This window comes from Pedobacter deserti, assembly GCF_024436415.1.
Lineage (GTDB): Bacteria > Bacteroidota > Bacteroidia > Sphingobacteriales > Sphingobacteriaceae > Pedobacter > Pedobacter faecalis.
The window spans coordinates 2,026,689-2,051,798 of the sequence record NZ_JAFMZQ010000001.1 but is presented as its reverse complement, the minus strand read 5'-3'; the positions used below and the strand labels follow the sequence as shown (position 1 = coordinate 2,051,798).

Here is a 25,110-nt window from a genome sequence, read left to right as displayed (position 1 = left end):
TTTTATTGATCTTCAGGACCTACTTCGTTACCCTCTTCATCAATTTGCATATGCTCGTCCCACTCCTTATTGGACTGTTCGCTTTGCTGGTTACTGCCGGCTTGTTCCTCAGTTTTTTGTGGAGCGTTTTCCTGGTCTTTTTCTTCGTAATTTTCCATAGCTGTAGTGTTTTTTCAGAAAAACAACAATCAAAAGCCCATAAAAGTTTAGGAATGGCTTGCCTTCGGGTAAACCATTCGGGCGCAGCAGATGTTAATGAAAAAACTAAATTTTAGAAATTATGATCATTCCACTGCTTACCGGACTCTTTATCGTGATACTCACCATCATACTGTTCATCAGGTTTAATAAACGCAAGCACTAGGGCTAAACTGTGGAAAAAACCGTAACGGCCATTGTTGAAACGCCACGCGGATCGGCACATAAATATGACTTTGATCCGGGATCGGGCAGCATTAAGCTTAAAAAGGTAATGCCTGCAGGCCTTGTATTTCCCTTCGATTTCGGATTTCTGCCGGGCACTGTTGGCGGCGATGGCGATCCGATCGATGTTTTGCTTATTTCCGAACTGGCCTGCTTTCCGGGCTGCGCGGTCGACTGCCGGATCATTGGGGGTTTGCTCGGCGAGCAAACGGAGCGCGACGGTACAATGACGACCAACGACCGGGTTATTGCCGTACCCGCCGTCTCAGCCACGTACAGTTCGGTGAGAAAGCTGAGCGATCTCCCAAAAGGCATGCTCAACGAGATCGAGGAGTTTTTTATCAACTACAATGCCCAGGCAGGTAAAATCTTTAAAGTCAAACGGAGAATATCCGCTGCGCAGGCCCTGGCTTTGGTCGACAAGTCGCGCGACCAGCTTGAGCTTACGCTGCTGTTTGAGATCTTTCTGCCCTTAAAAGACAATGCCGGAAGAGCCTTTCCCGAACGCGTTTACAGCAATCTGCAAAAGCAACTGGTCAAAAAGTTCGGCGGGGTTACCATGTACACGCGAAGCCCCGCCCAGGGCTTATGGGACACGGGACGAAGCCGGGAGCAGAAAGATGACCTGGTCATTTTTGAGGTCATGGCTGCTACGTACGACGAAGCTTTCTGGAAAATGCTCAAAAAGGAGCTGGAGCAACAGTTCCAACAAGAAGAAATCCTGATCAGAAGTTCAAGAGCGCAAACCATCAGGTAACAATTCCTTCCACTATAGCCCTCTGTTGTTAATCAGGTATTCCCTGATCTTTTCATCATCATTGCCTACAGCGGCGCGGGCCTCGTCGATAGCCGCCTGGTCTACATTAACCTTTCCTTTAAGGTCGGAAATTACTTCGCTTTCATTATCCCTGCCTTCTTCTCCGGCAGGTGTAGTATTTTTTATATCTCCGTTCATAATGTCATTTTTCGACATTAACATTCGGCCACAAAAAAGGTTTCAACTGCACATGTTTCGCGTATATTGAGCGTGGGATTTTACTATATTGCGGCATAGCCTTATGTATGAAAAACCTTCTTATTCTCTTTTTTGCGCTCTTGATGCAAAACGCTGTATGGGCACAGGGCACTAACTGTAATTGCAGGGAGAACCTTGATAAAATCATTTCCAAGACTGAAAGCAATTATGCTGGTTTTCCGGATAAGGTTAACGGTAGCGCCGAAAAAAAATACGCGCAGTTGGTTGTTGGTTTACGTAGCGAAGCAACTGGAATAAGCAGTGCTAAAACTTGCTATGAATTGCTTCGCAGGTATATTAGGTTCTTTGAAGACAAGCACTTTTCGCTGACCTATCAGCCCAATGGAGATGATCAGCCCGAAATGCTGTCTGCGGACGCAGCGTATTTTAACTATACAAAACAAGATACAGGTCCTGAAGGAATATGGATAAATCCTGACAGTTCGTTAACCCTGGGGGTTAAAAGATTTCCCGGACAGTTGTATAAGGCTGTTGTTTTAAGAGCTTCCGACAAGAATCTGAAGCCAGGCCTGGTTTATTTCACATTAAAGCCACATGCCAAAGGCTATCTCCTTCAGCAGTACAATGTTTTTACGACGACCGATATGTATGCTCAGCAGCGGGGAGATCTGCTACAATTGTGGAATTTCGCCATGTATAAGCGCATTTCCGGGCGCGGACTTAGTCGGCAGCAAACAGAAGAGTTTGAGTCGTGGCGTAATAACAATAACGGATTGCAATTTAAGGTCCTCGACGAGGAAACCAGTTATATCAAAATCCCGACATTCTTTAACAACGACAGCAAAATCCAGCGACTGGTTGCGGCAAACGATGCGAAGATCAGAGGAAGTAAATATTTGATTATCGACCTAAGGGGCAATGGCGGCGGCAATTCCGGATGGAGTAATTTATTACCGTACGTAATGACCAACCCCATCCAACAGGATAGCCCCTTGCTCCGGGTATCGCCAGATAACACAGCCATTAAACGCGCCGAACTTGAGCCGATAGTTACCAACCCCGTTAGCGAAGAAATGAAAAAATATTTCCCGGATGATTATGTGGCGGCGCTCAGGAGAGTCTATGAAGAGCTGCCTCAAACGAAGCAAACATTCTATGCCGTTCCTGGACTAACCATTCCGGTCGACAGCCTCCTTAAACTTCCTTCAAAGGTAGCTCTGGTTACCGACGAACTTTGCGGTAGTTCCGCAGAGTACTTTTTTCATCTGATGGCTCAAAGCAAAAAGACCCTGAGGTATGGTAGCAATACGGTGGGCATGATGGATTACGAAGGTCCTTCCCAAGTGACTCCGCTTCCTTATGCGGGTTTTGTATTGATGATCCCTGTGTCTAAATCGGGCTGGACCGACACCCAGCCTATTGACAAGGTGGGTTTCAAGCCCGATATACCATTACATATCCCTAAGTCGCAATGGATTGACTATATTTCAAAGGATCTGAAAAAAAGGAAATAGCCCTCCTACCCGATCACATCTGCTCTGGTGATGCTTCCGGATTCATCCAGACAAACTCCCAGTGATGTCCGTCAAGGTCCTCATAACTATGCTGGTACATAAAACCATGGTCGCTAGCCGGGTTGGGAACTGTGGCCCCGGCGGAAACCGCCTTCTCAACGATCTGGTCGACCTCCTCCTTGCTTTCGCAAGACAGGCATATGGTGCACTCCACGGCCTTATGCGCGTCTACAATCTCTTTCTTGGTGAAGGTTTGAAAGAATGGCCTGGTAAGCAGCATGACATATATGGTGTCGCTGATGATCATACAGGTTGCCTTCTCGTCGGTAAACTGTGGGTTAAAGGTGTAACCAAGTCTGGTGAAAAATTCAATCGAGCGGTTGAGCTCCTGAACAGGTAAATTCACAAAAATCTGAGTTGCCATAAGTGTTATCATTTTGATTAATCCAAAGATAGCAGGACAAGCTCCATTTTGGGCTGTCTGATTATGACAATTAAAGGGGGCGATTCCGTAACACATCTCTCCTATTCCAAACTCAGGTTTTGTATATTGTACCCCGTATTGCAGAATACACCAACTTAAACACACTGTATGAGAACCTATTTTTTTTGTCTGATGTCCGTTTTGTTGACGGTCGGGACCGCATTTGCAAAGCCCTCGCCGGTAAAAATTGGCAGACTGGAATGCGAGCAGCTTTCTAATCCCCTTGCCATCGATCGTTTACAACCGGTATTGAGCTGGCAACTAACTTCTGACGAGAAAGGTAAGCGTCAAAGCGCCTATCGTGTGCTGGTAGCCAGCAGCCTGGCATTGCTGCAGCAGGAAAAAGGTGACTATTGGGACACTGGCATGCTTAAGTCGGCCAACTCCACGCAAATTCAATATAAGGGTAAGCCTCTTACTTCAGGGACGACATTATTTTGGAAGGTGATGGTATGGGATGAAAACAATGAGCCATCAGAATGGAGCGCACCGGCATCCTGGACCATGGGCTTGCTAGCTGCGGGCGACTGGAAGGCGAAATGGATTGGCACGGCGCCAACGCCCTTTCCGGATTCGGCGATAACTTATCCCTCACCGTATTTTCGCAAAGAGTTCGTGGCAGGAAAAAAAATCCAAAAAGCAACGGTTTATGTGAGTGGTCTGGGGTTTTATGAACTGTATCTGAACGGGAAAAGGATTGGCGATCAGGTATTAGCGCCTGCGGTGACCAACTACGATAGAAGACCCCTAAAGAAGTTGCTTTACCCCTACGATGACCAGTCGACCCAACGCGTATTGTACAATACCTTCGACGTTACAACCGCACTGAACTTAAAAAAGAACGCGATAGGCATGCAACTTGGCAATGGCTGGTACAACCAGCGCGACCGCACGGTGGAGGGCCATATGTGGTACGACACGCCACGATTGATCTTCCAACTGGAAATTCTGTATACCGACGGCAGCAAAGCGACGATAGTTTCCGACGAAACCTGGAAAACGCGTACAGGACCACTGCTGAAGGATGGAATATTTACGGGAGAGATTTATGATGCGCGACTGGAACTGGGCGACTGGGCCAGCGCAGGTTACCAGGATCCAAAATGGAAGCCGGCGACGCTTGTTCGGGCACCTACGGGCAGTCTGCATCCACAAACAGCGCCTTTCGATAAAGTGATGCGCACGCTTGTTCCGACATTTGACGGGCGAGTGAACGACTCGGTATACCGGTACAGCTTGCCCGAAACAGTAGCTGGCTGGGCGTCCATCGAGGTAAAAGGAAAAGCGGGAAGCACGCTGAAAATAAGATATGTAAGTGAAGAAGCCGAAGATTACGGACAGTTTGACACCTATATTCTGAAAGGTGAGGGTACAGAAACCTGGGAACCGAAATTTACCTGGCATGCATTCAGGTACATTGAAGTGACTTCGAAAGATGTGGCCCTGAATAAGGAAAGCCTCAAGGTAAAAGACGTGTACACAGCGGTAGTCCCGGACGGTGAGTTTGAGTGCTCAAATCCGTTTTTTAATAAAATCAATTCGGCTTACCTGAAAACCCAGCAGGCCAACTTTCATGGAAGCGTGAGCAGCGATTGCCCGCACCGCGAAAGGCTGGGATACACGGGCGACGGGCAGGTGATTGTGGGAAACTCCATTTTTAGTTATGACATGCGGCAGTTTTACCGCAAGTGGCTGGACGACATGGACGATGCGCGTAATAAGAAAACGGGTTTTGTGACGCACACGGCCCCTTTTGGTGGTGGTGGCGGCGGACCGGCTTGGGGGTCGGCATACGTGATTATGCCTTGGGCATATTTCAATTATTATGGGGATATGACGATCCTGACCCGTCACTATACCGGCATGAAACAATGGGTAGAGTATTTGCAAACCCGGACAAACGAGAAGGGCTTGATATCGAGAGAAGAACCTGGCGGGTGGTGTTTGGGCGACTGGTGCACTCCGGGCAATGTTGAAGTACCGTCGGAACTGGTCAACACCGCTTATTTCTACCATGTCACCAACCTGATGACCGGCATTGCAAACGTGCTTGGCAAAGGCGACGATCAACTTAAGTTTTCGGAACTGGCTAAGGATATTAAGAAGAACTTTAACGCCGCATACTATAATGCTTCGGGACAGACCTACTGGGAAGGCCGGCAGGGCGCAGATGTTTTTGCCCTGGCTTTCGGACTGGTACCAGCAGAACGCTATGATACTGTCTTTGCAAGCCTGCTGGCGCATTTGAAAAAAATAAACCATCACTTTGACACAGGCATATTGGGTACCCCCCTGCTGTTGAATGTGCTAAGTGCAAACGATCGGGACGATATTGCATACAAGTTGATGAATCAGAAGGATTTCCCAAGCTTTGGTTACCTGCTTGACGAGAAAAACAGCACACTATGGGAATCCTGGAAAGGAGATGGCTCGAGATGTCACCCCATGTTCGGAAGCGTAGTAGAATGGTTTTATACCGGTTTGGCTGGAATAAAAGTAGATCAGGCTGCGCCCGGCATGAACCACTTCGTGATAGCGCCTAAGACCGTCACTGAGCTGGACCATTGTAAGGCGTCGTACAGAAGTCCCTTTGGCCGAATACGCTCAGAATGGAAGCGCTCGGGCAATGGAACTATGAAAGTGCTTATCGAAGTACCAGTAAATGCTTCGGCGACTTTTGTACTACCCGGCGGGGCGCAACGGGCAAAGGATACATCGGGCGCTGAACTGCAGGCAAGAAAAGTAGACAACAAGTATGTCATGGAATTTCAATCGGGCATCCATGAGTTCGAAGTGCTGTAACCACTGCAGAATCGTGTGCCGGCAACGATTGCGTAGATTTCCCTGCCGGAAGACGATAACTTGGTGCTTAATTGTGTAATATTGTTTATGATCAAGAGGTTATATACGCTGTCCATCGCCATACTGCTTGCTTTGAGTACCCCTGCTTTAAGCCAGATTAAACCGGCATTGGGGATTGTGTCTTCGCTCGAAAACGATGCTCTCCTCCACGAGTCGGGTTTCCATCTGATCGGTGAATCCGTTGGGAATCTACTCTCGCCGAACATTTCGCGGGCTGACTTTCTCATTAAACTTCAAGCTTTGAAGAAAGCTCGATGCCAGGTGTATATGTGTAACACTTTTTTTCCCGGGCAACTGAAAATCGCGGGTGATAAAGTAAATGAGCAAACGGTTCTGGCTTATGCCGACACTGTTTTCAGCAGGGCATCGCAGGCAGGGATTTATGCCATTGTACTTGGCAGCGGAGGTGCCAGAAGGTTGCCGGAGGGATACGACGCAAAAAAAGCGACCGCAGATTTCATCAAATTATCAGGCAAACTGGCAGTTCTGGCGAAGGTGCATGGCATTAAAATATTTCTGGAAGCTTTGAACAGTACTGAAACGAACTTCATCACCACCTTAAAAGACGCGGCCTACATCGTTAATTCGGTAAACCATAAGAACTTCAGGCTTAATGCCGATATCTATCATATGCTAAAAGAAAATGAACCCGCGCAGCATATTATCGATGCGGGTTCAATCATTGAGTATTGTGAGATCGCGGAGAAGGATGAACGGACCTACCCCGGCTTTAAAGGAGACGATTTTGTCCCCTATCTGAAAGCACTACAGAAGATAAAGTATCAGGGCCCCATATTTATTGAAGGGCGGTGGACTGATCTGAAAACGGAAGCTCCTTTGGCGAAAGCGTATATGACCAGTCAGCTTCAATTAGCGGCCACATCTCCCACCGCAGCAGCGGCACAGACAGCTCAGTTGAAGATAAAAGTTTCGAATTCGAAAGATGATACCGTGAAGATACAAACGCCTGTAGATGGCACCTGGTTTTTTCAGCAGGCCAAGGCGCATGTACTGGGTCTCGACAGTTCGGTGAGCGTTTCTGTTCCGCTAACACGCGCAACCTGGGTTCGTATCAACGGTTATTTCATTATTGTGGAGCCGGGCCTTACCAACATCTGGTTCGACGATAGCCTTGACAAGCCCTTGCGCAACGTTGATCGCAATATGGAGGGAATCAGGCTATTTGCTGAACGGAATACGGAATTTTATCAAACAGTTGCCAAAGCTTATTACAAGAAAGATAGCACAGCGGCAGGTCTGATCAAACTGATTGAGCTAAACAGGCTTGCACAGTTGGAGCCCTATCGCAAGCTGCTGAGTGCCAAAAAAATCTCGCCCGCTTTTCACAGTGAGATAGACCATTATCTGAAGGTACAGGCCAATATCCTGGAAGCTGCCATACCTATGATCGTTTTTTCAGAGACGAAAAAACTTAACGCTGACCTCGATCGCATGTGGGCGGCGGCATACACGAAGCTTCCGCTGGAAGATATACAAAACACCTTTAATCCGGACTTCTTTTACCATGCCGACTACTATGCTTTCACGTATCTGACCTACTATTTGCCGTTAAAACAAGGTAAAAAGCTGGATGTAAAAGACGAATCAGCTTATCTAAAATTGAAATATGAAGGCCTGTCCAAAACATTCAAAGGAAAAATGCGTGAGTTTATGCTGGCTAGCTTTGTGCGTAATGAAATGATGCAGAACAGATTTCAACCGGTGCTTTTAGAACTGTTTGCCGACTTTCAGCGTCAGTACCCGCACAGTGCTTACACGGCATACATGAAGTCTTATGCCAGGTCAATCGAGTCATTTCTGGCCAGCAAGCAAGCCCAACCCGGCACAAAGCAAAAGATCATTCCGGAGTATGGAAAAGTTGATTCCTTTGAGCAGCTATTAGGCAAATTTAAAGGGAAAGATGTCTTCATTGATGTGTGGGCCACCTGGTGCGGACCATGCAAAGAGGAGTTTAAATATGGTAAGGAATTGGCTCAATTTTTAGATAGTAATAATGTGGAAATGCTGTTTATCTCCACAGACAAAGATGAGGCAGACGAGCAGTGGAAAACCATGATCAAATATTACCATCTGGATGGATGGCATGTGAGAACAAACAAAAGTCTGCTGCAGGATATGTTGAACAAGTTTTGGGACGGTAAGGGTTACGCTATACCACGATATATCCTGGTGAGCGATGGTCAGGTTGTGAACCCGAATATGCTGAGACCGAGCGATAAAGAGAAACTTTACAACCAGGTAAAAAGTCTGCTGGGCAAGTAAGATATCGGACTTTTACCAGAATCTGTAAATAATTATTTATACTTGGACTGTCCGTTTTGCCTATAAGCATTCGAACAGAAAGATGGCCATAGAACCCCTTAAAAATGAGAAAGAACTCATAGCAGAAATTGCTTCGGGTAATCAACGTGCTTTCACTGAGCTGTTTGAAGCTTATTACGCGCCTATTGGGGAATATGTATTAAAACTGACCAAATCCATCGACATCACTGAGGAAATTGTTCAGGATACCTTTGTAAAGATCTGGCTGAAACGGGCTGACTTACCCGCGATCGGAAGCTTTACCAACTACCTGTTTATTTTGTGCCGCAACCGTACCATGGACCACTTAAGAAAGGAAGCAAAGGAACGCGCAGCAAAAGCTGAACTGGAAAACATGCTTCTGGAAGAATTTGCGGCCGACGGAGCCGAGCATGCGCTGGAACGATACCGCGAATTGATTGACAGGGCTGTAGATAAACTTCCTGCCCAGGCAAAGCGGGTGTATATTTTAAGCAGACGCGACCGATACAAACACGATGAGATTGCTTTGCAGCTCGGAATCTCTCCGGAGACGGTAAAAAAGCACATTCAGTATGCGGTAGCCTTTATAAAATCAGAACTTAAGTCGGGCACCGACCTGGTGATACTCAGTGTCGTTCTCAGTCCTTTAGTACTAAACTGATTTTTTTTATTTTTCTTTCTGCCAACTACCCCCTTTTGATGAGTTCTGCGTCTTTATCACAAATCGGCGCCAACTGGTACCGACAAAGACATGGAAGAAACAAGACTAAGCGTTTTATTTAACAAATATTTTGACGACCAGGCTACCGAGGCAGAGACCGGCGAATTATTATCTTTTGCCAGGTCGGGCGAGCATGACGAGGAGCTTCAGCAACTCATAACTTCACGGTGGGACACCTTTAAACCGAAAGATAATCCCTTTGATGAGGCAGCAAAAAGAAGAATGCTTTCTGCCATTTACCAGTCGGACAAGAACACCTTGAAGATAGTTAAGGGCGGCGCCAAATGGCCTCGGATTGCTATCGCAGCAGCGATCGCAACCATTATTGTTTCATTCGGTATTTGGCTCAGCAACAAGTCCGATCAAATCTCTTATGCAAATGATATCGCGCCAGGCAAACAGGGTGCAACGCTTACATTAGCCAATGGCAAGAAGATCAGCCTGAAAAATATGGGCAATGGAGAACTAGCCCGGGAAGCTGGCGTAATGATCAGCAAATCGGCAAACGGCCAGCTAGTGTACACCCTTACCGATGCCGATACCGAAACAAACCAGTTCAATACCTTATCTACTGCCCCGGGCGAGACTTACCAGGTGCGCCTACCTGATGGCTCGGTAGTTTGGTTGAACGCGGCTTCCAGTTTAACGTATGCAACGAAGCTTACAAAAGAAGGCAAACGCAAGGTTAAACTTGAGGGCGAAGGTTATTTCGAAGTCGCAAAAGATCAGGAAAATCCTTTCATCGTTGAGAGCGGCAGCCATCAGGTAGAGGTACTTGGTACGCATTTCAATATCAACAGTTACGCCGATGAGGGAAGCATTAAAACAACCCTGCTGGAAGGAAGTGTACGTGTGAACGGAAAAGTGATACTGAAGCCTAACCAGCAATCGGTTGCAACTTCCGGGAGCCCTATCCAGGTTAGCCCGGTCGACGTTAACGCGACTGTCGACTGGAAGAACGGGGATTTCATATTTAAGCGTGAAAGCTTAGCACATATCATGCGAGAGGTCGCCAGATGGTATAACGTAGAGGTTAGTTATGACCCGGATGTAGATGTGAACCAAACCTTCAGCGGGCTGGTTTCCAGGTCTAAGAATATTTCTGAGGTCTTAATCAGTATAGAATCAACAAAGAAATTAAAGTTCAGTGTTGAGGGAAGGCATGTATTCGTCTCAAAATAAAGCTTCAGGAACCAATAATTATTTAATATAAATCAACCAAACCAAACAAACATGAAAAAACTCTACAACAGCGACCCTTAACCCGCAGCCAGATTTATAACAATCCGGAATCCGGTGGCAACCGGAATCCGGATATGTTCAGATGCATTCATGCGCACCCGAGCGGGCTCGGGTATCGCAAAAACAACTATTAGTGAACAATTGTGTAGTGCTGCACACCTTGGACAGTATCAGGCGCTACACAGTAATAAGTAAAAATATGAAATTTTATATTAAAAGCCTATACCGGCCGAAAGCGGGTATGGCTAAAATATTGCTGGTAATGAAGCTAATAATAGTCTTACTAACGACCGCAATTTTACAAGTAAGTGCCAGCTCCTATGGTCAGAATGTGACCTTGAAAAGAGACAACACAGAACTTGTAAAAATATTCACCGAACTGAGGAAGCAAACCGGCTACGACTTTTTCTATAGCGATCAAATGATGGAAGATGCGATACCGGTAACGCTCCATCTTAAAAATGTGCCTATCGAAAAGGCCCTGGAGCTATGTTTTAAAGACCAGCCCCTCTCTTACACGATCAATAACAAAATCGTAACAATCAAAGCTAAAGAGAAGTCGCTTTTCGACCGCATTGCAGAGCGGTTAAGGGCGGTCGACATTTATGGGCGTGTGACCGATGAAACAGGCGCTCCGCTTGTTGGTGCTTCCGTAAAGGTAAAGAACAAAAACCAGGCGACAAAAACTGATGCCAGAGGGGAATTTACGCTGAAGAATGTAGACGAAAACGCCACTTTAGTGGTAAGTTACGTTGGTTATCAGGAACAGGAAGTAAGTTCTATTACAAAATCTAATGATTTGGTAATTCAGCTCCAGCCGTCCGTTGCCGGCCTGGAAGAAATACAGGTGACTTTCAATACCGGCTACCAGCAAATTAAGCCGGAGCAAAGCACAGGCAGTATATCAGTCATCAACAGAAAAGAATACGACAGCCGGATCAATACAACAGATTTCTTAACCGGTCTGCAGAACAAGATCCCCGGCCTGCTTATTAACAACGATGTAAAATTTGAGAACAACGGCCTTTTCCAGATACGCGGTATCTCAACCATTAAAGGTAACCGGAATCCGCTTATTGTGGTAGATGGCTACCCTACCGAAATGTCACTAGACATGATAGATCCGAATGAAATAGAGTCGGTAACCGTTCTTAGGGATGCTGCCGCTGCAACGATATATGGAGCCCGTTCATCTAACGGTGTCATCATCATTGAGCGTAAAAAAGCAAAGGCAGGTAAGGTTCAAGTCAACTTCCGCGCCACCTCAAGCTTAACGCCCAAGGAAAATTATGAACGATATCGTTGGGATGAAAATGCATCCGCTACGGTTATAGACTTTGAAAAGCTGAGAAATGCCTCAGCCGGACCTACGCTTTGGACCACGTTACAAGGCCCACAAGGAGGCTATTACAACTACAACCTGCCAACTTTGATCATGGCACAGTGGCGTTCGTCGACCAATTCGATCACGCTTGAAGAGCGCGACCGTCAGCTTGCCGAACTGGCTGCTTACAATAACTCAGGAGATTATGGTCGCCTATTCCTCAGGAACGCCACCACACAAACGTATAACATCGATTTGTCGGGAGGAAACAACAATGTACTATACTATCTGACGGCCAATTACTCCAAAAACAACTTGACGAAGCTAAACAACGACAATGGGATTTTCCGTCTTTCGGGAAGGAGCACCATAAAATTATCGGACCGTCTGCAACTGGAACTGAACATGGACTTGCAGGAGAATAAAATCCAGGCTGCGCCAATACCCGACATCAATAACATCTATCCTTACGAGCACTTTCAGGATGCACAAGGAAACCCGGCAGCAATGTACAACACCTCCATCCCACGGGCCAAGGGAAATAAGTACTACCATCAGTATATTCAAACCCTAGGACTCCTGGATAACGCTTACTATCCGCTGACGGAAATGAATGAGGTGGCCGACAGAACAAAGACGATCTCGGATCGGATCACTGCAAATCTTCGCTACAATATGGGTAATGGATTCAATCTTTCGGTTGGCGGTGTACATGAAAATGCTCAGGGAACCATCAGGCATCTGGCTAGTGAGAACTCTGCCGAGGTTCGTCAATACGTGAACTATTACACTAGGTCAGGACCAAACGGGCTGATCTACAATTTACCCAAGGGCGCATTCTTGAGACAAGGTACCACCGGCACGGAAAGTATCACAGCAAGAGCCCAGGCCAATTACGATAAGGAAATTAACGCAGATCACTCCGTAAACCTTATCCTCGGTGCAGAAGTCCGCAAAGTGATCAATCAGTCGAATACCGCGTCTTATTTCGGGTACAACGACCAGACCTTGAATAACCAGCAGGTAGATTTCAAGACGCTCATCAATTATTCAGCCTCTTTTGCTAACTCCAATACGCCGTTGTCTTACAGTACTTTATTTAACCATGGGTATGCCGACGACCGTTTTATTTCAGGTTACTCCAACCTCGTCTACGCGTACAAGAGCAAATATTCGGTGACGGGAAGTATCCGTGTTGACCAATCCAACCTCTTTGGTACCGACCCTAAATACAAGTACAAACCCCTGTGGTCGGTAGGTGCCGCATGGAATGTCCATAAGGAGAACTTTATGCAGAATCTGGAATGGATAAATTCCCTGAGACTTAGGGTAGCACATGGCTTTAATGGAAACGTAGCAAAAGATGCGTTACCCCAGGTTATCGCTAAAGACGACTTGAATACACTAAATCCGGGCGGGGCCGTCCCGATGCTAAACCTCCTTTCCCATGCAAACAGCGGCTTGCGCTGGGAACAAAGCCGAAACTTCAATCTCGGTCTGAACTATGGTCTGTTCAAAGGGATAAGCGGCAGCATAGATTATTATGTCAAGACAAGTACCGACATCCTGGCCAATAACCAGATCGACGCTTCCAAGGGTGGTGTATCGGCGCTGATCAACCAGGCCTCCATTCGCAACCACGGTCTGGAGTTTAGTTTACAGGCCGACTGGATTACGCGAAAACGCTTCAACTGGAACACGGGACTCGTTTTTGCCCGCAATACAAACAAAATCCTGCAGGTGTACAATCCTAACATCACACCAACCAGCGCTGCAGGATTTTATGTCAGCGGTAACTATGCCGATTATATAAAAGGCTATCCGGTGGGTGCTCTATTCAACTATCGCTATGCGGGCCTGAACAATACAGGATATGCCCAGATGTACAACAAATCGGGTGAGGTAATTAATTATAGCGACAATACCGCAATGATCGATGCCGCTGTTGATCTTGCCGGAAGTGCTATCCCTGTTTTTAACCTTGGTATGAGTAACCGGGTAGACGTGGGTAGCTTCTATGCGTATTGTATGATCAACTATTTCAGCGGCTTTTCTGTGAGAGTGCCCGTACCGGATGCCACAACCGTAAGGCCGCTCGAAGGAGCACAGAACTACTGGAAGCAACCGGGCGACGAAAATAATCCGGATGCGGTGCCAATCTTATCAAACACGATGGGCTACAGTCACTATTATGCTATAGCTACCAGCGACAAATACACAGTTAACGGAGCATATATTACCATTGGCGATATTACAGCGGCCTACAGTTTCAGACACAGTAAACTTGTACAGCGCGCAGGCCTGTCTAACGTAGAACTTAGATTGCAAGCCTCAAACGTATACACAAAGGCATTCAACAAGTACAACTATAGTCTGGCAACAGGCAGCTATGCGAAGTCATACCTCACACCGACTTATAGTGCGGCACTTTCTATCAACTTTTAATTGTTTATGATCATGAAAACATTGAACGTATTAAACGCAAATATCAGGAAGTGGCTGGTTTTAGCCGCGCTTCCGCTGTTGCTTCTGACTTCCTGTGATAAGTACCTGGATGTTCAGCCGAAAGGAAAACGACTGCTCAAAACAGTTGGGGATTATGACTTATGGCTAAATAATCTGTTTAGCCTTGAACAGGCCATTCCAAATGAACTAAACCTGTTGGATGATAACGTAGACGACGTTTACATCAAAAATCCGTTTACTTCCCAGAACAACTGGATCTATACCTGGCAGAAACAGTTCGCCCTTGATCTCGCCGCTGCCCCGGCAATCTGGAAAGATTTTTATGAGTCGATTTATTATTACAACACGGTTTTAAACGGAATAGATGAAGCTACTGGCGGTACGGAACAGCAAAAAAACAGTATACGGGCAGAAGCACAGCTCGGCAGGGCGTTCAGCTATCTGTACCTCGTAAATCTTTACGGAAACGTATATAAGGCTGAGACTGCCGACAAGGATCTGGCCGTACCCTTTGTGACTTCCAATGACCTGAATGATCCGACACCGCCCCGTAGTACGGTAAAGGAAATCTATGATCACATCATTGCAGACATAAACGCTGCAATAGCCGCATTGCCGAAAGATAATAACCAGAACCGTTTCCGCGGGTCGCTCCCAGCGGCCTACAGTGTGCTGGCCAGAACGTATCTATACATGGGTAATTTTGCCAAGGCTGCAGAAAGTGCGCAGCTTGCGCTGGATAACGGACAAAAGACTGTTTTAGATTTTGGCGCCCTCTCCGGCGTTAGTGCCATGCCACCGATCATTATACGTCCGGGTGCAATTTATGCCCGGGTGCACAAAACCACTTTCACGCAGTTCACGCCAACCTTGGCCCACTTAAAGCGTTTCGACAGAAAGGATCTTCGACTAGCGTTTTATTATACTAGTCTGGGCGACTACAGCTTTGAAAAACGAGGTACGGTGGTTCACCTGGGTTGGGGTGTCTCCTACTCCGGGGCATATCCGAACTGCGGAACCTCTGTAGAAGAAATGCGCCTGATCCTGGCGGAAGCCGCAGCACGTGCCAACGACCTGCCCAAAGCGATAAGCGAACTTGATCTGGTCCGCAAGGCACGTTTTAAACCGGCCGACTACCAAAAATATGAATCGTCAGTTCAGGAAGAAGTACTGCAAAAAGTGCTGACAGAAAGAAACCTGGAGTTTACGTTTAACAGTATGCGCTGGTTCGATATGCGCAGACTGGATACTGAAGGCCGTATGCCTGCAGTGAACCGCTACGATGGGCAGAACAATCTGCTGGCTACCCTGCCTCCGCATAGCAAGAAATATACTTTGCAAATCCCCATCCAGGTGATGTCTTTCAATCCCAACTGGCCGCAAAATCCATCGGATTAAGCAACGACTGCAAATTTTTTAAATAACTGATCATGCTGAGTTAGACGAATTGTCTAAGCAGCTTATGAACTGAGCAAGGCCTTTGTCGGCTCAGCATGATCTCCCATTGCCCGGCAAACGGTCAGGCGCAAACATAATATACAAATTGAAACCAAAAAATCAGACGTGAAAGAGCACATTATCAAACTAGAAAACCTGTCGCACAGGTACAGTAACGCCTGGGCGATCCGCGACATCAACATGGAAATTAACCACAGCGGCATTGTTGGCCTGCTGGGCTCCAATGGAGCGGGTAAATCGACCACCATGAATATCCTTTGCGGCGTTTTAAATCAAACCGAAGGAAACGTTTACATCAACGGCATTAATACCAGGGAGCAACCGGAGCTCGCCAAACGGTATATCGGCTTTTTACCGCAAACACCTCCACTGTATCTGGACCTGACTGTAGACGAGTATTTACAATACTGTGCAGAACTGCGCCTTATCCCTAAAGCGAAAATTAAGGAAGCCATGGCCGAAGCGAAAGAGCGCTGTGGAATAACACACTTCGGCAGCCGGCTGATAGGCAACCTGTCGGGCGGTTATCGTCAGCGTGTTGGCATTGCGCAAGCCATCATCCACCACCCGAAAGTTGTAGTGCTTGATGAGCCTACCAACGGGCTCGATCCCAACCAGATCACTGAGGTGAGATCGTTGATCAAGGAAATCGCGACCGACCGGGTGGTGATCTTTTCTTCGCATATCCTGGCCGAGGTACAAGTGCTTTGCAAGGAGATCATGATGATCGAAGGCGGCAGAATTGTATTTGCCGATACCATGGATGCTTTCAATAATTATGTGGAACCACATAGCCTGCTGGTAAGCATGGAAAACCCGCCGGTGCGGGAAGAATTGCTGCAAATTGAAGGGATAAACAATGTAGACTTCCTGACTGAGCGCCAGATACGACTGTATTTTAGCGGCGACCAGGACATCACCGAACGGGTAATCGCTGCCAGCATGGAAAAAGGCTGGAAACTAAGGGAAATTACGGTCGACAAGAGTGCGCTTGATGAGATCTTCAAGCATCTGTCTGGCAAATCCGCTCAATCCATCCATTCACCCAAATAATCTTACACCACATGAAGATGATATTTAAAGTTGCTAAAACGGAACTTAAGAATCTGTTCTACTCTCCCATTGCCTGGTTTTTAATGATCGTATTTTTCATCCAGTGCGCGCTGTCTTATTTGAAGTTGCTCGATTCCTATACAAGCATGCAGGAAGCAGGTGGTCGTAACCTCGACTATCTAGCACCACTGACTTTCAAGATCTTTACAGACCCGATGAGAGGAATGTTCAGCAGTGTGATGCAAAACCTGTACCTCTACATTCCCCTGCTCACCATGGGCCTTATAAGCCGGGAGATCAATGGAGGTACAATCAAGCTGCTCTACTCCTCGCCGATCAAAATTAGCGAGATTATTTTCGGGAAATACCTGGCCATGGTGGTCTACAGCTTGATCCTCGTTGCCATAGTTACGGTTTTTATGATTCTGGGTGCGTTCCATATTGTAAGTGTCGATTCAGGCACACTCCTCTCGGCAGTACTGGGCTTCTTCCTGTTGTTATGCGCCTACGCGGCGATAGGTCTGTTTATGTCGTGTTTAACGACTTATCAGGTAGTGGCAGCAGTAAGCACCTTTGTCATGATCGGGATTTTAACCTACATCGGTACGGTGTGGCAGCAGTATGATTTTGTGCGGGACATTACCTATTTTCTTTCCCTGTCCGGACGCACGAGCCACATGCTGGGCGGATTGATCACCAGCAAGGACCTGATCTATTTCCTCCTCATTATCTATATTTTCCTTGGTCTGAGTATTTCTAAACTCCTGGCCGGAAGGGAATCGAAGCCGGCATGGATAAAGCTAGGAAGGTATTTCGTCATCGTCGTTTCAGCAATCAGCGTTGGCTACATTTCCTCGCGTCCCGGAATGATCGGGTATCTGGACACCACGGCCAACAAAAACAACACGCTGACTCCCAAAGCCCAAAACATCATTCGTGAACTCGGAAAAGATAAACTCACAGTTACGGTGTACAACAACCTTCTGGATAACCGGAGTTATTTAGGCATGCCATCTGTGCGTAACAGATATCTGTCGGTCTGGGAGCCTTACACAAGATTCAAACCCGACATCGCTTTCGACTACGTCATGTATTACGATGAACCTCTCGAAAATAATTATCTGCTTAAAGCTTATCCGGGTAAAACCTTGAAGGACATTGCCGCGATGAACGCTAAAAGCTTTAAGATGAGCCTCGACAAGTTTAAAACTCCGGAAGAGATCCAGAAGACCATTGACCTTAAACCTGAGCTGAATCGCTTCGTCATGCAGTTAAAGTATAAAAACAGAACCACCTTTCTGCGGATATATAATGACATCATGACTTTTCCCAGCGAGACTGAAATCTCGGCGGCCCTCAAGCGTCTGCTTCAGGCTAAGATGCCGAGAATTGGCTTTCTTACCGGAAACCTGGAGCGTAACGTGAACAAGACCGGCGACAGGGAATATAAAATGCTGACCAATACCAAGACCTTCAGGCATGCGCTGATTAATCAAGGTTTCGACGTAGATACGGTTTCTACCGAATCCGGTGAAATCCCTGCCTGGATTTCAACCCTGGTGATCGCTGATCCAAAAGTTAATCTAAGTGAATCCACTTTATCAACAATACAGCGTTATATAGATAAGGGCGGCAATCTTTTAATAATGGGCGAGCCAGGCAAGCAGGATGTACTAAACCCCTTGCTCAAACAATTCGGCGTAACGCTGATGGACGGCATCGTTGCCCAACCGAGCGCTGACCTGGCGCCCGACCTGGTGCTGACTGAAATTACGGCTGCTTCTGCCCAATTCACAAAAGACGTCCAAAAGTCGTTAACCGACAGCCTGCCCGTTGCTATGCCGGGCGCAACAGGTCTTTCTTATAAAGACGGCGGTGCTTTCCGTATTACGCCCCTGCTGGTAACCAATAAGGATAAAACCTGGCTCAAAAAGCAAAAAATGGTATCAGATTCTGCTGAGGTAGTTTTCTCGGCGGCCGAGGGAGACCAAAGAATTTCCGTGCCGACCGCGGTTTCTCTTACCAGAAAAGTAGCCGGAAAAGAACAGCGTATCGTAATCATCGGCGACGCCGACTTGATGAGCAATGCAGAACTTGGCAGGTACAATGTAAAGACAGCGAATTTTGCCTTTAATACGGCCATATTCAGTTGGCTCAATTACGGGGAATTCCCGATCGATACCTCGCGTCCCGATGCGAAAGATAAGCGCTTAACGGTAACTTCAGAAGGAGTAAGCCGGTTAAATATTCTCTTTGTATGGGTTATACCGATCGTTTTACTGGCCTTTGGAAGCGTGTTGCTGATCAGGAGAAAGCGGAAATAACATGACGTTTTTTAAAACAGATAAGCAAACGCTGGACGACCTCAACATTTTTGGACGGCAGGGAAGCAATTCCATATATTCAATCTTTAACCGCTGCGCTACACGAGGTGGCGCAGCGGTTCTGGAAGAAATGTTTCGGTACCCCCTGGCAAATGAAACATCCATAAAGCGTCGCTGTGGCGTCATCCGATATTTTTCAAGCCTTGAAACACCGTTTCCTTTCCCACTTGCAAGTTTCGACGCAATCGAGCCATACCTGGCCAACACGGATGAGCGGACCAGGATTTCTGCCCAGAACCGTTCCATTGGAACTAAGCTCGGCAACTTCATTGCAGTGAATACGGAAACATCGATCATTTATCAGGGGATTACAGCTTTGGCTGAGCTGCTTAAAACGCTGTACAACTTTATTTCGTCCTTAAATCTGAGCGGGGACGACGGTTACTATACTGAGGCCAGGGAGATAGTCGCGCTCTTGAAAGACCAGGTGTTTCATCCGGTTCTAAACCAACCGGAGGGAAAGTTGGCCGAAGAAACTTTATCCAGTTATGACGGTGTTTTCCGTTTTAGCCACAAGGATACCGTGCAAAAATTACTCAGATACATTTACCATCTGGATGTATACCTCGCGGCAGGTAAAGTTGCCAGGGAGCGGAAACTCTGCTTTCCCTCCCTTGTAGCTTCAGTCGACTGTACGACAATCGAGGGCCTGTATCATCCCCTGGTCCAAAATGCAGTACCAAACTCCGTACAGATTGATGGAGAAAACAACGTGATCTTCCTAACCGGAGCCAATATGGCGGGGAAGTCTACTTTCATGAAGTCGCTGGGCATTGCCATGTTTCTTGCACATATGGGTTTCCCGGTAGCTGCTAAACGCATGGAATTCTCTGTAATGGACGGGATTTTCACCAACATTAACCTGCCCGACAACCTTAGTATGGGGGCCAGCCACTTTTATGCAGAGGTTTTAAGGTTAAAAAAAATAGCCAAAGAACTGGCCAGTGGCTCCAAGCTGTTCGTCGTGTTCGACGAGCTCTTCAGGGGTACGAACGTTAAAGATGCCTATGAAGCCACTTTGGCCATTACTAGCGCGTTTTCCCGTAAGCGAAATGGCATGTTCATCATATCCACGCACATCATCGAAGCAGGGCAGGTACTGCGAGAAAAGCACCAGAACATACGGTTCATCTATCTGCCCACCCTGATGCAAGGTTCTGAGCCTGTTTATACATACAGGCTGGAAGAGGGTATTACGGACGACCGGCATGGCATGCTGATCATTAACAACGAACGGATAATTGAGATACTTGAGGCGGGAATAAAGGTCCCTAACAACATATAAATGAGCTTTATAGCAGATAAACAAACACTTGACGACCTGAATCTGGCAGGAAGATTTAATCCTAACTCCATATTCAGCCTTTTTAATAAAACAAAAACCACCGGAGGCGAACGGCTGTTGCAGGAAATGTTCAAAACGCCGCTCACCAACCCCGAAGATATCAACCAGCGGAGCAGCGTCATTCAGTTTTTTCAGCAAGCGGGATTGACATTTCCGCTGGACGGGCCAATTTTTGATGCGGCAGGAAATCACATGGCCTTAGGGACCTCCAGGAACAGGATAAGTGGGCTGGTGAATCTGATGCTAAAAAAAGCATCTGCCACCGTACTGCGCGACGACAAGTTCCAGCGGATGGTCGACGGGCTTTCGGCCACTGTGGAAGTCCTGAACAAGCTCCGGGACTTCTGGGAAAAACTTGGACAGCAAATTGACAGCAGCCCCTATAACAACACCTGGAAGCTATTTGGACCTATATTTTCAGATGCCCGGCTGGCAAGCCTTATCAGGGGAAATGAGGTAGCAGGGTGGCCTTTAGTCAAGCTGGCCAGGTACGACCACCTGATGCGTCACGTGCTGCGTAAAGAGATCGAGCTTTTGTTCGACGAAGTTTGCCGTTTAGACGTTTACATTGCTGTTGCCCAGGTATCCCATGCGAAGGGTTTTTCCTATGCAGAAGCATTGCCCAAAGAAAAAAATGAATACCGCAGTTCTGCCCTGCGGCATCCCATGCTCGAGAAAGCCGTCGCGAATCCTTTGTCCTTTAAAGAATCTTCTAACCTACTGTTCCTTACTGGTGCAAATATGGCTGGTAAATCTACGCTCATGAAAGCCTTCGGAATCTCTGTATACCTTGCACACATGGGTTTCCCGGTCGCGGCCGAGGACATGGTGTTTTCCGTAAAAGACGGCATCTATTCCTCCGTAAACGTACCTGACAACATTGAACTCGGACTAAGCCATTTTTATGCGGAAGTGCTCCGTGTAAAGCATGTAGCCCAAGAAGTGGCATCGGGCAAAAATCTCGTGGTTATTTTCGACGAGCTCTTTAAAGGCACCAATGTGAAGGACGCTTATGATGGTACGCTTGCGGTTACACAGGCCTTCGCCCGCTATACTCGTTGCTGCTTTTTAGTATCTACACATATTGTGGAAGTAGGCGAAGCCTTATCGGCCCAAACAGCAGGCGTTCAGTTTGCTTACCTGCCGACCGTCATGGCCGGCAGCAAACCTACGTACACCTACAGGCTCGAACAAGGAATCAGTTCAGACCGACAAGGCATGTTAATTATTCAGAACGAAGGAATACTTGAGTTGCTTGAAGAAAAATGAATATACGACTATAACTTTTACGCAAACGCACCTAATCTCGATCGCGCAGAATTACAAGATTTCGTTGAGCTATACGCCTTCCATTAACCTTGATGTTTCCTTTGCAGATGGCTATCTTTTTTAAAGGGTAGTCGTTCATAATGGCTGCCAGAGCATTTCGGTCATCCGTAACAAGCCATATTGATTCAGCTTGATACACGATCAAACATGACTTGAAATTCTGCGCTTCTGATATTAAATCCTGCATGCAGGTAGATTGTGCGCATTCCCGTAACCGATTGGTGCTAAAACCAAATTGTGTTAATGTGTCAGCTTTTACTTTCCTTGCATCCTCGGCGACCTTAGCCTGCGCATGCCGTCCTTCTACTTCAGGCAGATATTGCACGATGTGATTTCGTGCAAACTTGTCGCCATCCACACTAAGATCGGCTAACTTGCCGTTTTCCCGAGCACTGATACGCCTTTCAGTGGAAAGAAGCGAATCAACGGGTTGTGAACTGTATAAACGATCCCCTTCGCCTTTCCGGATCGATTTTACAGGCTTGCTTTGAACGGGACTGCGCTCAAACTGTGCTGGGCTACCCCCTGTGAAGGTTTCGACAAGCACACTCTGCGTCGTCGTCACCGCCTTTTTCACCATACTGGCATCTGTCGACGATACCGTCAATGTGATCAGTACAGCCGTAACCATACTGAATGTTAGAACTCCTTTTTCCATAACATTTAAACTTTGATTATTATTAGATACTATACGTCTTACGCGTCCGACAATGCCCGATTTCCTTCCGGAAAGACCCATAGCCATGGCGTGCTTCGTATCACTATATTGCTGGCAACTCAGCAGCGCCTGTATATAAGTCCGCTTGTCGCCCGTTTTGCTGACAGCCATATCGTCACAGCAGTGCTCTCGTTCTGCTTTTATCAACGCAGAAAGCCAGAGCAGCGCAGGATTGAAAAAGAAGATAATTTCGACCACCTGCTGGAATATGTTAACCAGATAGTCTCTTCTACGGATGTGGCTAAGCTCATGAAGTAGGATAGCTTCCACCTCTGCGACAGAGAGCCTATTAAGCAGTCCGATAGGGATAAGGATCATTGGCTTTAAATAACCAATTGTCATAGGGCTTTTAGCTAGGCCAGACTGAAGGATGGCCACTTTTCTCTTGATGCCCAGAGCTACCGAAAGCTCCTCAAGTTTTGTTTCCCAAGCCCTGCCGGCAGCCTTCACCTGTGTGCGCCTTATCATGTAAACATGGTGGAGCCCAGCCACAAACCCCAGGTATTTGATGCAGATCACCAGGAACCAGATTAGTACCACAGTCGACGAGTGAGCGTTGAGGTAGTCGTAAACACTAAAAAATAAACTTTCAATGCTGGTGTCCGCGGATGTCTGGGCAGGTGATCCATCTTCGGCGGCAACGAAATTTATGGCTGACGGCGACTGCCCGACGCTCAGATCAGCTTTGCTAAGCTGGACGTTGAATGTCATGAGTACTGCGATACTAAACCCCAAAAAGCAAACAATAAGCAACTTATACCTGAGGGCCGCGCTTGCCTTTTTTGTGAAAACGACTGTAACCGCCGCGACCAGGGCGACAGCCAGACCTTGCCACAAAGAATGAATTAAGGTTGCGCAAATGGCTTTTGCGATCTGTGCAGTTAAGAAGTTCGGCAGCTCAAGTTCCATGTGATGGGCTATTTTTGCTGATCAAGCTTTTTCAGCAAGGCTTTAATTTCCTCGCGCTCCTTAACCGAGGTGCTGCTGTTGCCCAGCAACTGCAGCACCAGGTTGGTTGCTGAACCCTTATAAATGGAATCAACAAACCTTTGAAGCAAAAAACGCTTGGTCTTCTCTTCCGCTTCTGCTACATGGTACACATGAGTCATATGGCTCTGGTCTCGCTTCAGGATCGACTTATCGACCATGATCTGCATGAGCTTCAGCGTAGAGGTATACTTGATCTCCCGGTTTTCACTAAGTTTATCGTTAACAAACCTGACCGTGGAGGGACCGTACTCCCAAAGTACCTGAAGGATTTCCAGTTCGGATTTTGTGGGCTCAAATTTGCCAAAGCGATTTTCCTGATGTTCCATACCACCAAGATACGAATAATTTCGTACGAAACAAGAGGTAGCTCACTTTTTGTCTATAATATTTCCGAAAGCTTCTTTTCCAAATCTTCTCCGCGTAAATCCAAGGCAACGATCTTACCGGATGGGTCGATTAAGAAATTCTGAGGGATGCTTTTAATACCGTACAGTTGAGCAACCTCATTTCCCCAATATTTCAGATCAGATACCTGCGTCCATTCCAGACCATCAGCTTTGATGGCCTTGATCCAGTCGGCCGCCTTCCCCGGCCTGTCGAGCGACACGCCGATAACTGTAAAGTTCTTATCCTTAAACTTGTTATAAGCCTTCACAACATGCGGGTTTTCTGCCCGGCAAGGCACACACCAGGAGGCCCAGAAATCGATCAGCACATATTTTCCTCTGAAGTCGGCAAGTCGTACAGGATTTCCGTCAGGATCATTTTGAACGAAAAGCGGGGCCTGTTGCCCTACCCTAACCGCCTTTTGCTTCTCAAGCAGCGCTTTATATTCCCGGCCAACGATGCTTTGCTTTACTCGAGCCGACAGCCCATTGAAAATTGGTTCAGTTTCCTGCACATTGATCACGGAGCCACCTGCTTCCCGAAGCACAATGAGGCTTACAAAAGAGTCGGGATGAGCCTTCACGAATTTGTGCTGCAAAGATCTACGGAATGCACCTGCCTCGTTATAGGCTGCCTCAATTGCCTTTTGAAAGGCAGCATCCTTTTTCTGTTCGGCAGTGGCCAACCTGCTTTTTTCGCTCACCTTGTTGATCATCAGTTCAGCCGGGCGAATCATCTTTTTGTATGATGCATATTCCTGGTTGATCAGGGAACCGGGAATCCGGGCATTCTTCAAAGAGTCATTCGACAATATCCGGATTACACCAGGTTCAAGGTAAATCATCTCCATGTCGGATGCAGAGGTGGTTTTGGCAAAACCGGCGCCCGTGTGGTCAACGATTAACCTGGCCGGGACCGGCTCCTGGATTGTGCCTGTAAATTTAAAGCTGCCACCATTCAGCACAGCCGAATCAGTTACAATCTGTCCGCCGTTTTGATATAAGACATAGGCTTTTGCAGGCGCGCTTTCATTCCCCACTTTGCCGGTGAGGGTAAAATTGCGCTGGGCTTGTGCAACAATTGGCAGTAACGCCAACAGGCTTATAATGAGTTTTTTCATGTTAAGGATA

18 protein-coding genes are annotated in these 25,110 nt (G+C 47.0%); 12 read left to right on the top strand and 6 right to left on the bottom strand.

What is annotated here, in order from left to right; translation table 11 throughout:
• Nucleotides 1-2 precede the first annotated feature (2 nt).
• A complete protein-coding gene (locus tag J3P40_RS09250; RefSeq protein WP_256004857.1) occupies nucleotides 3-158 on the bottom strand; it encodes a hypothetical protein in 156 nt (51 codons plus the stop codon).
• Between the two features lie 215 nt (nucleotides 159-373).
• Here J3P40_RS09250 and J3P40_RS09245 point away from each other — a divergent pair, with 215 nt between their 5' ends.
• Complete coding sequence (locus J3P40_RS09245; RefSeq protein WP_256004856.1) at nucleotides 374-1,180, top strand: inorganic diphosphatase; 807 nt, start codon at nucleotides 374-376, stop codon at nucleotides 1,178-1,180.
• 12 nt (nucleotides 1,181-1,192) lie between these two features.
• On the opposite strand, the gene J3P40_RS09240 is transcribed toward J3P40_RS09245, so the two are convergent.
• Complete coding sequence (locus J3P40_RS09240) at nucleotides 1,193-1,378, bottom strand: hypothetical protein (RefSeq protein WP_256004855.1); 186 nt, start codon at nucleotides 1,376-1,378, stop codon at nucleotides 1,193-1,195.
• A gap of 107 nt (nucleotides 1,379-1,485) precedes the next feature.
• Between J3P40_RS09240 and J3P40_RS09235 the strand changes: the two genes are divergently transcribed.
• Nucleotides 1,486-2,913 carry a S41 family peptidase gene (locus J3P40_RS09235; RefSeq protein ID WP_256004853.1) on the top strand — a complete coding sequence of 476 codons (1,428 nt, stop codon included), beginning with the start codon at nucleotides 1,486-1,488 and terminating at the stop codon, nucleotides 2,911-2,913.
• A gap of 13 nt (nucleotides 2,914-2,926) precedes the next feature.
• Here J3P40_RS09235 and J3P40_RS09230 read toward each other — a convergent pair whose 3' ends face one another.
• Nucleotides 2,927-3,337: a VOC family protein gene (locus J3P40_RS09230; protein ID WP_256004852.1), complete on the bottom strand. Its 411-nt coding sequence runs from the start codon at nucleotides 3,335-3,337 to the stop codon at nucleotides 2,927-2,929.
• A gap of 168 nt (nucleotides 3,338-3,505) precedes the next feature.
• Between J3P40_RS09230 and J3P40_RS09225 the strand changes: the two genes are divergently transcribed.
• The 10 genes from J3P40_RS09225 (at nucleotide 3,506) to J3P40_RS09180 (ending at nucleotide 21,825) form a co-directional block, all read left to right on the top strand.
• On the top strand, nucleotides 3,506-6,199 hold the full coding sequence (locus tag J3P40_RS09225) for a family 78 glycoside hydrolase catalytic domain (RefSeq protein WP_256004851.1): 2,694 nt from the start codon (nucleotides 3,506-3,508) through the stop codon (nucleotides 6,197-6,199).
• A gap of 87 nt (nucleotides 6,200-6,286) precedes the next feature.
• Nucleotides 6,287-8,542 (top strand): TIM barrel protein, encoded by a 2,256-nt coding sequence (locus J3P40_RS09220; protein WP_256004850.1) that lies wholly within the window; start codon nucleotides 6,287-6,289, stop codon nucleotides 8,540-8,542.
• An 82-nt stretch (nucleotides 8,543-8,624) separates the two neighbouring features.
• A complete protein-coding gene (locus J3P40_RS09215; RefSeq protein ID WP_256004849.1) occupies nucleotides 8,625-9,224 on the top strand; it encodes an RNA polymerase sigma factor in 600 nt (199 codons plus the stop codon).
• A gap of 90 nt (nucleotides 9,225-9,314) precedes the next feature.
• Nucleotides 9,315-10,466: a FecR family protein gene (locus J3P40_RS09210; protein WP_256004848.1), complete on the top strand. Its 1,152-nt coding sequence runs from the start codon at nucleotides 9,315-9,317 to the stop codon at nucleotides 10,464-10,466.
• 259 nt (nucleotides 10,467-10,725) lie between these two features.
• Nucleotides 10,726-14,295, top strand: coding sequence for a SusC/RagA family TonB-linked outer membrane protein (locus J3P40_RS09205; protein ID WP_256004847.1), 3,570 nt, complete (start codon nucleotides 10,726-10,728; stop codon nucleotides 14,293-14,295).
• A gap of 12 nt (nucleotides 14,296-14,307) precedes the next feature.
• Nucleotides 14,308-15,714, top strand: coding sequence for a RagB/SusD family nutrient uptake outer membrane protein (locus tag J3P40_RS09200; RefSeq protein ID WP_256004846.1), 1,407 nt, complete (start codon nucleotides 14,308-14,310; stop codon nucleotides 15,712-15,714).
• 165 nt (nucleotides 15,715-15,879) lie between these two features.
• Nucleotides 15,880-16,827 (top strand): ABC transporter ATP-binding protein, encoded by a 948-nt coding sequence (locus J3P40_RS09195; protein WP_256004845.1) that lies wholly within the window; start codon nucleotides 15,880-15,882, stop codon nucleotides 16,825-16,827.
• 11 nt (nucleotides 16,828-16,838) lie between these two features.
• Nucleotides 16,839-19,151, top strand: a complete 2,313-nt coding sequence (locus J3P40_RS09190; RefSeq protein ID WP_256004844.1) for a DUF4350 domain-containing protein — start codon at nucleotides 16,839-16,841, stop codon at nucleotides 19,149-19,151.
• 1 nt (nucleotide 19,152) lies between these two features.
• Nucleotides 19,153-20,496 carry a MutS-related protein gene (locus J3P40_RS09185; RefSeq protein WP_256004843.1) on the top strand — a complete coding sequence of 448 codons (1,344 nt, stop codon included), beginning with the start codon at nucleotides 19,153-19,155 and terminating at the stop codon, nucleotides 20,494-20,496.
• Nucleotides 20,497-21,825 (top strand): MutS-related protein, encoded by a 1,329-nt coding sequence (locus J3P40_RS09180; RefSeq protein ID WP_256004842.1) that lies wholly within the window; start codon nucleotides 20,497-20,499, stop codon nucleotides 21,823-21,825.
• A 31-nt stretch (nucleotides 21,826-21,856) separates the two neighbouring features.
• Here the strand turns inward: J3P40_RS09180 and J3P40_RS09175 are convergent, their stop codons facing one another.
• From J3P40_RS09175 to J3P40_RS09165, 3 genes are read right to left on the bottom strand one after another with little or no spacing between them, the layout of a single operon-like run.
• Nucleotides 21,857-23,512, bottom strand: coding sequence for a M56 family metallopeptidase (locus J3P40_RS09175; protein ID WP_256004841.1), 1,656 nt, complete (start codon nucleotides 23,510-23,512; stop codon nucleotides 21,857-21,859).
• An 8-nt stretch (nucleotides 23,513-23,520) separates the two neighbouring features.
• On the bottom strand, nucleotides 23,521-23,919 hold the full coding sequence (locus tag J3P40_RS09170) for a BlaI/MecI/CopY family transcriptional regulator (protein WP_256004840.1): 399 nt from the start codon (nucleotides 23,917-23,919) through the stop codon (nucleotides 23,521-23,523).
• Nucleotides 23,920-23,972: 53 nt separating this feature from the next.
• Entirely contained in the window at nucleotides 23,973-25,100 is a 1,128-nt protein-coding gene (locus J3P40_RS09165; RefSeq protein ID WP_256004839.1) for a TlpA disulfide reductase family protein, read from the bottom strand.
• Nucleotides 25,101-25,110: the final 10 nt, after the last annotated feature.

What these genes read in the sequence shown, in the direction of transcription:
- J3P40_RS09250 (WP_256004857.1), bottom strand. Translation starts at nt 158, where the DNA reads ATGGAAAATTACGAAGAAAAAGACCAGGAAAACGCTCCACAAAAAACT.
- J3P40_RS09240 (WP_256004855.1), bottom strand. Translation starts at nt 1,378, where the DNA reads ATGAACGGAGATATAAAAAATACTACACCTGCCGGAGAAGAAGGCAGG.
- J3P40_RS09235 (WP_256004853.1), top strand. Translation starts at nt 1,486, where the DNA reads ATGAAAAACCTTCTTATTCTCTTTTTTGCGCTCTTGATGCAAAACGCT.
- J3P40_RS09230 (WP_256004852.1), bottom strand. Translation starts at nt 3,337, where the DNA reads ATGGCAACTCAGATTTTTGTGAATTTACCTGTTCAGGAGCTCAACCGC.
- J3P40_RS09225 (WP_256004851.1), top strand. Translation starts at nt 3,506, where the DNA reads ATGAGAACCTATTTTTTTTGTCTGATGTCCGTTTTGTTGACGGTCGGG.
- J3P40_RS09220 (WP_256004850.1), top strand. Translation starts at nt 6,287, where the DNA reads ATGATCAAGAGGTTATATACGCTGTCCATCGCCATACTGCTTGCTTTG.
- J3P40_RS09215 (WP_256004849.1), top strand. Translation starts at nt 8,625, where the DNA reads ATGGCCATAGAACCCCTTAAAAATGAGAAAGAACTCATAGCAGAAATT.
- J3P40_RS09210 (WP_256004848.1), top strand. Translation starts at nt 9,315, where the DNA reads ATGGAAGAAACAAGACTAAGCGTTTTATTTAACAAATATTTTGACGAC.
- J3P40_RS09205 (WP_256004847.1), top strand. Translation starts at nt 10,726, where the DNA reads ATGAAATTTTATATTAAAAGCCTATACCGGCCGAAAGCGGGTATGGCT.
- J3P40_RS09200 (WP_256004846.1), top strand. Translation starts at nt 14,308, where the DNA reads ATGAAAACATTGAACGTATTAAACGCAAATATCAGGAAGTGGCTGGTT.
- J3P40_RS09190 (WP_256004844.1), top strand. Translation starts at nt 16,839, where the DNA reads ATGAAGATGATATTTAAAGTTGCTAAAACGGAACTTAAGAATCTGTTC.
- J3P40_RS09185 (WP_256004843.1), top strand. Translation starts at nt 19,153, where the DNA reads ATGACGTTTTTTAAAACAGATAAGCAAACGCTGGACGACCTCAACATT.
- J3P40_RS09180 (WP_256004842.1), top strand. Translation starts at nt 20,497, where the DNA reads ATGAGCTTTATAGCAGATAAACAAACACTTGACGACCTGAATCTGGCA.
- J3P40_RS09175 (WP_256004841.1), bottom strand. Translation starts at nt 23,512, where the DNA reads ATGGAACTTGAGCTGCCGAACTTCTTAACTGCACAGATCGCAAAAGCC.
- J3P40_RS09170 (WP_256004840.1), bottom strand. Translation starts at nt 23,919, where the DNA reads ATGGAACATCAGGAAAATCGCTTTGGCAAATTTGAGCCCACAAAATCC.
- J3P40_RS09165 (WP_256004839.1), bottom strand. Translation starts at nt 25,100, where the DNA reads ATGAAAAAACTCATTATAAGCCTGTTGGCGTTACTGCCAATTGTTGCA.